The sequence below is a fragment of the Paenibacillus kribbensis genome, from assembly GCF_001705305.1.
In the GTDB taxonomy this organism is placed as follows: Bacteria; Bacillota; Bacilli; order Paenibacillales; family Paenibacillaceae; genus Paenibacillus; species Paenibacillus kribbensis_B.
This window is the reverse complement of record NZ_MCBP01000037.1, coordinates 1-6654: the sequence shown is the minus strand read 5'-3', so window position 1 is coordinate 6654 and position 6654 is coordinate 1. Positions and strand designations below refer to the sequence as shown.

Annotated in this window: 4 protein-coding genes, 21 tRNA genes and 2 rRNA genes; 3 read left to right on the top strand and 24 right to left on the bottom strand. The window is 46.8% G+C overall.

Annotated features, from left to right (window positions below):
- Positions 1-742: 742 nt before the first annotated feature.
- Positions 743-1483, bottom strand: a complete 741-nt coding sequence (locus BAZ21_RS27315) for a Crp/Fnr family transcriptional regulator (protein WP_068505929.1) — start codon at positions 1481-1483, stop codon at positions 743-745.
- 298 nt (positions 1484-1781) lie between these two features.
- Here BAZ21_RS27315 and BAZ21_RS27310 point away from each other — a divergent pair, with 298 nt between their 5' ends.
- The 3 genes from BAZ21_RS27310 (at position 1782) to BAZ21_RS27300 (ending at position 4124) form a co-directional block, all read left to right on the top strand.
- Complete coding sequence (locus BAZ21_RS27310) at positions 1782-2234, top strand: GAF domain-containing protein (protein ID WP_068505928.1); 453 nt, start codon at positions 1782-1784, stop codon at positions 2232-2234.
- A 140-nt stretch (positions 2235-2374) separates the two neighbouring features.
- On the top strand, positions 2375-3028 hold the full coding sequence (locus tag BAZ21_RS27305) for a response regulator (protein ID WP_068505927.1): 654 nt from the start codon (positions 2375-2377) through the stop codon (positions 3026-3028).
- Positions 3021-4124, top strand: coding sequence for a PAS domain-containing sensor histidine kinase (locus BAZ21_RS27300; RefSeq protein ID WP_068505926.1), 1104 nt, complete (start codon positions 3021-3023; stop codon positions 4122-4124). Before BAZ21_RS27305 ends, BAZ21_RS27300 begins: the two co-directional genes overlap by 8 nt.
- A gap of 199 nt (positions 4125-4323) precedes the next feature.
- On the opposite strand, the gene BAZ21_RS27295 is transcribed toward BAZ21_RS27300, so the two are convergent.
- From BAZ21_RS27295 to BAZ21_RS27185, 23 genes are all read right to left on the bottom strand, one after another.
- Positions 4324-4394 (bottom strand) — tRNA-Gly (locus tag BAZ21_RS27295).
- 9 nt (positions 4395-4403) lie between these two features.
- A tRNA-Pro gene (locus BAZ21_RS27290) sits at positions 4404-4477 on the bottom strand.
- A 21-nt stretch (positions 4478-4498) separates the two neighbouring features.
- A tRNA-Arg gene (locus BAZ21_RS27285) sits at positions 4499-4575 on the bottom strand.
- A gap of 25 nt (positions 4576-4600) precedes the next feature.
- Positions 4601-4672, bottom strand: a tRNA-Cys gene (locus tag BAZ21_RS27280).
- 10 nt (positions 4673-4682) lie between these two features.
- A tRNA-Gly gene (locus tag BAZ21_RS27275) sits at positions 4683-4757 on the bottom strand.
- Positions 4758-4763: 6 nt separating this feature from the next.
- A tRNA-Leu gene (locus BAZ21_RS27270) sits at positions 4764-4851 on the bottom strand.
- Between the two features lie 13 nt (positions 4852-4864).
- A tRNA-Lys gene (locus BAZ21_RS27265) sits at positions 4865-4940 on the bottom strand.
- Positions 4941-4944: 4 nt separating this feature from the next.
- A tRNA-Gln gene (locus BAZ21_RS27260) sits at positions 4945-5019 on the bottom strand.
- Between the two features lie 15 nt (positions 5020-5034).
- Positions 5035-5107, bottom strand: a tRNA-His gene (locus tag BAZ21_RS27255).
- A 19-nt stretch (positions 5108-5126) separates the two neighbouring features.
- Positions 5127-5212 (bottom strand) — tRNA-Tyr (locus tag BAZ21_RS27250).
- A gap of 4 nt (positions 5213-5216) precedes the next feature.
- Positions 5217-5292: transfer RNA gene (locus BAZ21_RS27245), tRNA-Thr, on the bottom strand.
- A 24-nt stretch (positions 5293-5316) separates the two neighbouring features.
- Positions 5317-5389 (bottom strand) — tRNA-Phe (locus BAZ21_RS27240).
- A gap of 36 nt (positions 5390-5425) precedes the next feature.
- Positions 5426-5502, bottom strand: a tRNA-Asp gene (locus BAZ21_RS27235).
- A gap of 25 nt (positions 5503-5527) precedes the next feature.
- Positions 5528-5601, bottom strand: a tRNA-Met gene (locus BAZ21_RS27230).
- A gap of 31 nt (positions 5602-5632) precedes the next feature.
- Positions 5633-5708, bottom strand: a tRNA-Val gene (locus tag BAZ21_RS27225).
- A gap of 6 nt (positions 5709-5714) precedes the next feature.
- A tRNA-Glu gene (locus BAZ21_RS27220) sits at positions 5715-5786 on the bottom strand.
- 31 nt (positions 5787-5817) lie between these two features.
- A tRNA-Ser gene (locus tag BAZ21_RS27215) sits at positions 5818-5909 on the bottom strand.
- 3 nt (positions 5910-5912) lie between these two features.
- Positions 5913-5986 (bottom strand) — tRNA-Met (locus BAZ21_RS27210).
- Positions 5987-6020: 34 nt separating this feature from the next.
- Positions 6021-6096, bottom strand: a tRNA-Asn gene (locus tag BAZ21_RS27205).
- A 4-nt stretch (positions 6097-6100) separates the two neighbouring features.
- A tRNA-Ala gene (locus tag BAZ21_RS27200) sits at positions 6101-6176 on the bottom strand.
- A 24-nt stretch (positions 6177-6200) separates the two neighbouring features.
- Positions 6201-6277 (bottom strand) — tRNA-Ile (locus tag BAZ21_RS27195).
- A 36-nt stretch (positions 6278-6313) separates the two neighbouring features.
- Positions 6314-6430, bottom strand: a 5S ribosomal RNA gene (rrf, locus tag BAZ21_RS27190).
- A gap of 146 nt (positions 6431-6576) precedes the next feature.
- A 23S ribosomal RNA gene (locus BAZ21_RS27185) occupies positions 6577-6654 on the bottom strand; the annotation flags it as partial.

The window sequence follows — 6654 nt, the reverse complement described above, 5'->3', positions numbered from 1 at the left end:
CGAGGTTGGTTATAGAAAGAGCGATTAGCTCATTTTGAATCTGACGAGATAAAATATCTCATTGTTGATTTTGCGAACAAAATCATTACTCACTCGTTGTTCAGTTTTCAAAGATCAAACATTCATTTCTTTTCGCCGCGTTTTTCAGCAGCTATAAGATCATATCATGTTCATTCCAAAAATGCAAGGGCTATTTTTTCTTTTTTATCAAGATCATTTTGACCCATGTTTTTCATTTTTGAAATTGCTGTTTTATTGTCAGCTAAAATAGCATATCATCTTCAGCCAACGAAATCAACTTGTAAATAATCCCTATTTTCAAAGGCTAAAATTATTCAACCTTTTACTCAGCCAAATTCGACTGGAATGTTACTTTAACACGCCTGGCTTATAAAAGCTAATTGTATTTAGTTCCAAGTTATAAAATCCCTACACGCCACTGAAGAGTACCTATCATGTATGTCTACCTCAGTTGGGTGCTCCAGTTATGGACCTATGATCCAAGTCAACTGTTCTTACTGACATCTTATTTTTCGTTGGACTATAGTACGCAATCGTGCATCTTGTGCCTGACTTTTCTTCATTGTAAGGTAGACAGTGAAAAATCCATAAGAATTTTACTATCCTGTGTTGATTAGCACTTTTATTATCCATGTTATTCAATCGCCCATAAGTTCAGATTATCAGAAAACATGAAGCAAGGCGGGTCCTAGAGACTCCGCCTTATTTATATTCATCTGTTTTAAAGCCGGCAAATCTCATGGGCACATTGGCCGTACGAAGGGCAGCAGCACATGGTACGCAATACCTTGAGATCATGAATGACGATTTTTCCATCTCGTGTATCCAGAGTCCCCTGCTCCTTCAGCGAGCTTAGCATTCGGTTTACACTTTCCCGTGTCGCTCCAATCATCTCACCCAGTTCGGAGTGACTCAGCTTCATATTCAGTAAAATGCCATCCTTCACTGCTACGCCGCATGTGTTGCTCGCACGAATCAGTGTAGACGCCAGCGCTCCTGCTTTACCATACAACAACAAATCCCGAAAACGCGATTGCATAATTCGTTGCTTCATCGCCATCCATTGGATGAACTGAAGTGCCATCTCTCCATTTTTGGACAGGAGCGACTCCAAATCCTTAACAAGCACGACACCCAGTTCACACGCATCGGCTGTTTCCGCAGTGCAGCTATACTCTTCCCCATCTATCCCGCTGAATTCCCCAATCAGATCGCCCTGATGCTGAATGGTCAAAATCAATTCTTTACCATCTTCTGTCGACTTACGAAGTTTTACATGGCCCGAATGGATATAATAAAGCTGCTCCGCATCCTCGCCCTCTCGGAAAAGCATAACGCCTGCCTTTACCTTTTTCCAAGACATAATTTCTTTCAGCAGTTCAAAATGCTCCTCCGTCAAAAAAAGCTGAATCCCCGTGCGCTCCGCCTCGTCCCCAAACCGTTCCATACAAGTGGCCTGCATGTTAGCGTCCTCCTCGTGTTTACCTGATATCTACATCATAATGGTTCAACGCATGGGTTGTTATCGGGAGAACACCTGATTTTGTACCTTCCTACTCCCTGATTGACTGTGATAAATATCACTCATCGAGCAGGCTACTGCCTTATTTATCGGCTTTCCTTCTACTCATTACCCCGCCTTATGAAAAGTCAGTGTTTCCTACGCCTATAGATCAGGGGGTTCCCTGACTTACTTTTGTAACTGTCGGAACTACAATAATTAGAGCTACAGTTTTGTTAAGAAAAAGGATGTGTCTTCTATGCTACAAATAACGGATGAAATGCGAAAAGAACTGAACCAGTTAAGGGATCGCATCTATGGAGATCTTACTGCCCTTGCATTCATGTCCAAATCAGGAGGCGGTAAGTTACATTGGTATTACGTCTCTGGCAGCCGAAGCAATCGTTATCGCCTTATTTCTTTTAAAGTGGGACACGGCATTGCCGGGCTGGCTGTTCGTCTGGGACGTACCGTGACTGTGAGTGCTTTGCTGCCTGGCAGCATACGTCTGCGTCAGGAATGTGCGCTAATGCTGGCTGAGCAGCTTCATTCTGCTATAGCTATTCCCTTTTCCAGTACGGGTAATTTACCGAACGGTGTGCTGCTTCTTGGCAACCGTGATGCACGAACGTTCACCGATTCCGAAGTAGCCGAGGCAACTCAAGTCGCTCAGCGGCTTGGTGAGCTATGTGCTCACCCCCCTACTTCATGAGCTTCTTCATACTTTTGAAGATAACAACAGATATTTGCGGAATATGGCCATACCCAACTGACTATATTGATTGAAATCCCTAAAATTTGCTATAATTATGGTAAAATGTACGGTTTTTTACCGTTCGAGGGGATGACAAATTGATTCGTATACTTGTAGTGGATGACCATGTTGTCGTACGTTCCGGCCTCATGGCCCTATTGGACGGCAAAAACGGCATTAAGGTGGTAGGAGATGCTGCAGACGGTGATGAGGCGATCCGCAAGGCGGTGGAGCTGCAACCTAATGTGGTGCTCATGGATTTTAGTATGCCACCTGGCAAAGACGGTCTAACAGCAACCACTGAATTAAAAAAACAGTTGCCTGATACTGAAGTTCTTATTCTAACGATGCATGACGATGAGGAATACCTCTTCCGGGCCATTCAGGCCGGAGCATCCGGATACATTTTAAAAAGCGCGCCTCACGAAGAATTACTCGCAGCCATTCAGTCTGTAGCCGAAGGCAGCGCCTATTTGTACCCAAATGCGACCAAACGACTGATGAGTGAATATCTGGACAAGATCAAACAGGAAGGCATTGCCGGACCCTATGAGTCCCTTTCCGAGCGTGAAAAGGAAATTCTGTCATGGATAGCGAAAGGATATGCCAATAAGGAAATTGCCGAGCACCTGGTGATTAGCGTCAAAACCGTAGAGTCCCACAAAAGTAACCTTATGGAGAAGCTTAACCTGAAAACACGGCCTGAACTGGTCAAATTTGCACTTAAAAAGGGGCTGCTGCACTATGAATGAACCTTCTAATCCTTTACTGCAGCACGCTTTTGGTGAGTCGGCTGATAAGTTACTAAATGATTTGGAAGCTTATATTCCGGAGTCCCCTTTTCTCCATAAACTGCGTAACTCACTTCACCAGCTGTCTAACCTGAAACTTGCATTAGATACTTCCTCCATCGTTGCTTTGACCGATCATCGTGGCATTATTCAATACGTGAACGACAAGTTCTGTGAAATTTCGCAGTACAGTCGTGAAGAACTGATCGGTTGGGATCACCGCCTCATTAATTCAGGCTACCATACCCCCGCGTTCATGAAAAACCTGTGGACCACCATACGCTCAGGCCAGGTATGGCAAGGAGAAATACGCAATCGGGCTAAGGATAACAGCTATTACTGGGTGAATACCACAATCGTTCCGTTCATGGACGAGGAAGGCAAACCCTATCAGTATTTAGCAATCCGTAATGAGGTCACCAAGCTGAAAAAAGTCGAGGCTGAGCTTCAGACCATGATGACGCAAGTAATGCAAATTCAGGAGGAAGAACGCAAGCGTTTTTCAAGAGAATTGCATGATGGGATCGGACAAAGCTTGTTTTCTCTAATTATTCAACTAGATAGCCAACTTGCTGAACAGCCTAGTCCTGCTCTGGAAAATCTGCGTTCACAGGTAACCGACATCATTAAAGACGTCCGTGGACTAGCATGGGAACTACGTCCCTCAGTTCTGGATGATTTAGGTGTCGTACCAGCCATACGGACCTATATTGAAAACTTTTGCTCGCATTACGGCATTGAGGTCCATTTTCAGTGTAACCTACGTAAACGCCTTGATATCCGTAAGGAAATAGCTATTTATCGGATTGTACAGGAAGCATTGACGAATGTAGCCAAGTATGCAGACGTAGCAGAAGCACATGTCGACGTAGAAGATCAGGGTGAAATCATACAAGTGAGCATTTGGGATGAGGGGATCGGATTCTCTGAAGAATCCCAAGGAGAGGGCGTTGGATTATTTAGCATGGAAGAAAGGGCTAGAGGAGTAGGAGGATATATGAGCATGACCTCCGCACCAGAGCAAGGAACCTCCATCCAGCTCACCATTTCCGTGTAAAATCGGCCACTGAATCGTAATCGGTGTATATCCACAAACTTATTTGCAAGGTATGCACCGGATAGCGCAGATCCTCAATATTCATCATACCGTTATTTAGAGAATATAGTATAAAAAAAGAGAGAGCACTGTCCCCAGACAGGCTCTCTTTATTTATAAGGTGTCACCACTGAGGCAACAAGAATCCGCTATAGCAAAAAGCGGGTGATGGGAATCGAACCCACGCTACCAGCTTGGAAGGCTGGAGTTCTACCATTGAACTACACCCGCAAATCAGTATCGGGATGACACGATTTGAACATGCGACCCCCTGGTCCCAAACCAGGTGCTCTACCAAGCTGAGCTACATCCCGACATTATACATTTTTAAGAAATGGCGCGCCCTGAGAGATTCGAACTCCCGGCCTTTTGATTCGTAGTCAAACGCTCTATCCAGCTGAGCTAAGGGCGCATATTGTAATCCATAATGAGCGTTAAGGCGCCACCCAGATTTGAACTGGGGAATGAAGCTTTTGCAGAGCTTTGCCTTACCACTTGGCTATGGCGCCGTATGGATAATGGAGCGGACGACGGGAATCGAACCCGCGACCCTCGCCTTGGCAAGGCGATGCTCTACCGCTGAGCCACGTCCGCAAAATATGGTGCGGTCGAGAGGACTCGAACCTCCACGGGGGGTTAGCCCACACGGACCTGAACCGTGCGCGTCTGCCAATTCCGCCACGACCGCAAATAATTATAAATGGTGAGCCATGAAGGACTCGAACCTTCGACACCCTGATTAAAAGTCAGGTGCTCTACCAACTGAGCTAATGGCTCTTAATGGCTGGGGATATAGGATTTGAACCTATGCATGACGGAGTCAAAGTCCGTTGCCTTACCGCTTGGCTAATCCCCATTAATAAGAATAAAGGGCGGCCGATGGGGCTTGAACCCACGAATGCCGGAGTCACAGTCCGGTGCGTTAACCACTTCGCCACGACCGCCATATGATTAAGAAAAGACTGGTGGAGGATGATGGATTCGAACCACCGAACCCGTAAGGGAGCAGATTTACAGTCTGATGCGTTTGGCCACTTCGCTAATCCTCCAAAATGGTGCCGGCGAGAGGACTTGAACCCCCAACCTACTGATTACAAGTCAGTTGCTCTACCAGTTGAGCTACACCGGCACATACTCATTCCCACTTGAAAGGTGGCTCGGGACGGAATCGAACCGCCGACACGAGGATTTTCAGTCCTCTGCTCTACCGACTGAGCTACCGAGCCATATTATGTTGTACTACTAAATTATACATACTAGAATGGCGGAACTGACGGGATTCGAACCCGCGATCTCCTGCGTGACAGGCAGGCATGTTAGGCCTCTACACCACAGTTCCAGAGGCATTTCCATCAGGAAATTAATTGCGGGGGCAGGATTTGAACCTACGACCTTCGGGTTATGAGCCCGACGAGCTACCGAACTGCTCCACCCCGCGATAGTAAAAGGGATTTCTTTTAAATTATTCATGGTGGAGGCTGAGGGGATCGAACCCCCGACCCTCTGCTTGTAAGGCAGATGCTCTCCCAGCTGAGCTAAGCCTCCATATTATGACCCGTAGGGGATTCGAACCCCTGTTACCTCCGTGAAAGGGAGGTGTCTTAACCCCTTGACCAACGGGCCTTATAAAATAAGTTCTGAATTTTTAAAGGTGTGGCGGAGAGAGAGGGATTCGAACCCTCGCACCACTTTCGCAGTCTAACCCCTTAGCAGAGGGTCCCCTTATAGCCACTTGGGTATCTCTCCGAGTAGCGGCAGAGGGGATCGAACCCCCGACCTCACGGGTATGAACCGTACGCTCTAGCCAGCTGAGCTACGCCGCCACCTTATATATATAAGTCATAAATATTCAAAATATGGCTCCCCGAACAGGACTCGAACCTGTGACAACTCGATTAACAGTCGAGTGCTCTACCAACTGAGCTATCAGGGAATATTGGTGGAGCCAAGCGGGATCGAACCGCTGACCTCCTGCGTGCAAGGCAGGCGCTCTCCCAGCTGAGCTATGGCCCCAATCATGTTGTAATAATTAAGAAGTGGTGGGCCTTAGTGGACTCGAACCACCGACCTCACCCTTATCAGGGGTGCGCTCTAACCAGCTGAGCTAAAGGCCCTAATATGTACAGTTTTATTATCCTCTAAAGGACATTGCTTGGCGGCGTCCTACTCTCCCAGGACCCTGCGGTCCAAGTACCATCGGCGCTGGAGGGCTTAACGGTCGTGTTCGGGATGGGTACGTGTGGAACCCCTCCGCTATCGCCACCAAACATGAATTTGCTTCGCAAATTCTCTTTCAGGAAGCAGCATAGCCAAATGCTGTGTGTTCGCTTGTCCAGCCTAAGCTACTTGAGCTTACGCTATATCAAACTTACACCCTGAAAACTGGATCCGAAACTCCATTGCGCTCTATCTTTAGGATAAGCCCTCGACCGATTAGTATTGGTCAGCTCCATGCATTACTGCACTTCCACCCCCAACCTATCTACCTCGT

Coding starts and splice junctions, on each gene's coding strand:
- BAZ21_RS27310 (WP_068505928.1), top strand. CDS start 1,782: ATGCTACAAATAACGGATGAAATGCGAAAAGAACTGAACCAGTTAAGG.
- BAZ21_RS27315 (WP_068505929.1), bottom strand. CDS start 1,483: ATGCAGGCCACTTGTATGGAACGGTTTGGGGACGAGGCGGAGCGCACG.
- BAZ21_RS27300 (WP_068505926.1), top strand. CDS start 3,021: ATGAATGAACCTTCTAATCCTTTACTGCAGCACGCTTTTGGTGAGTCG.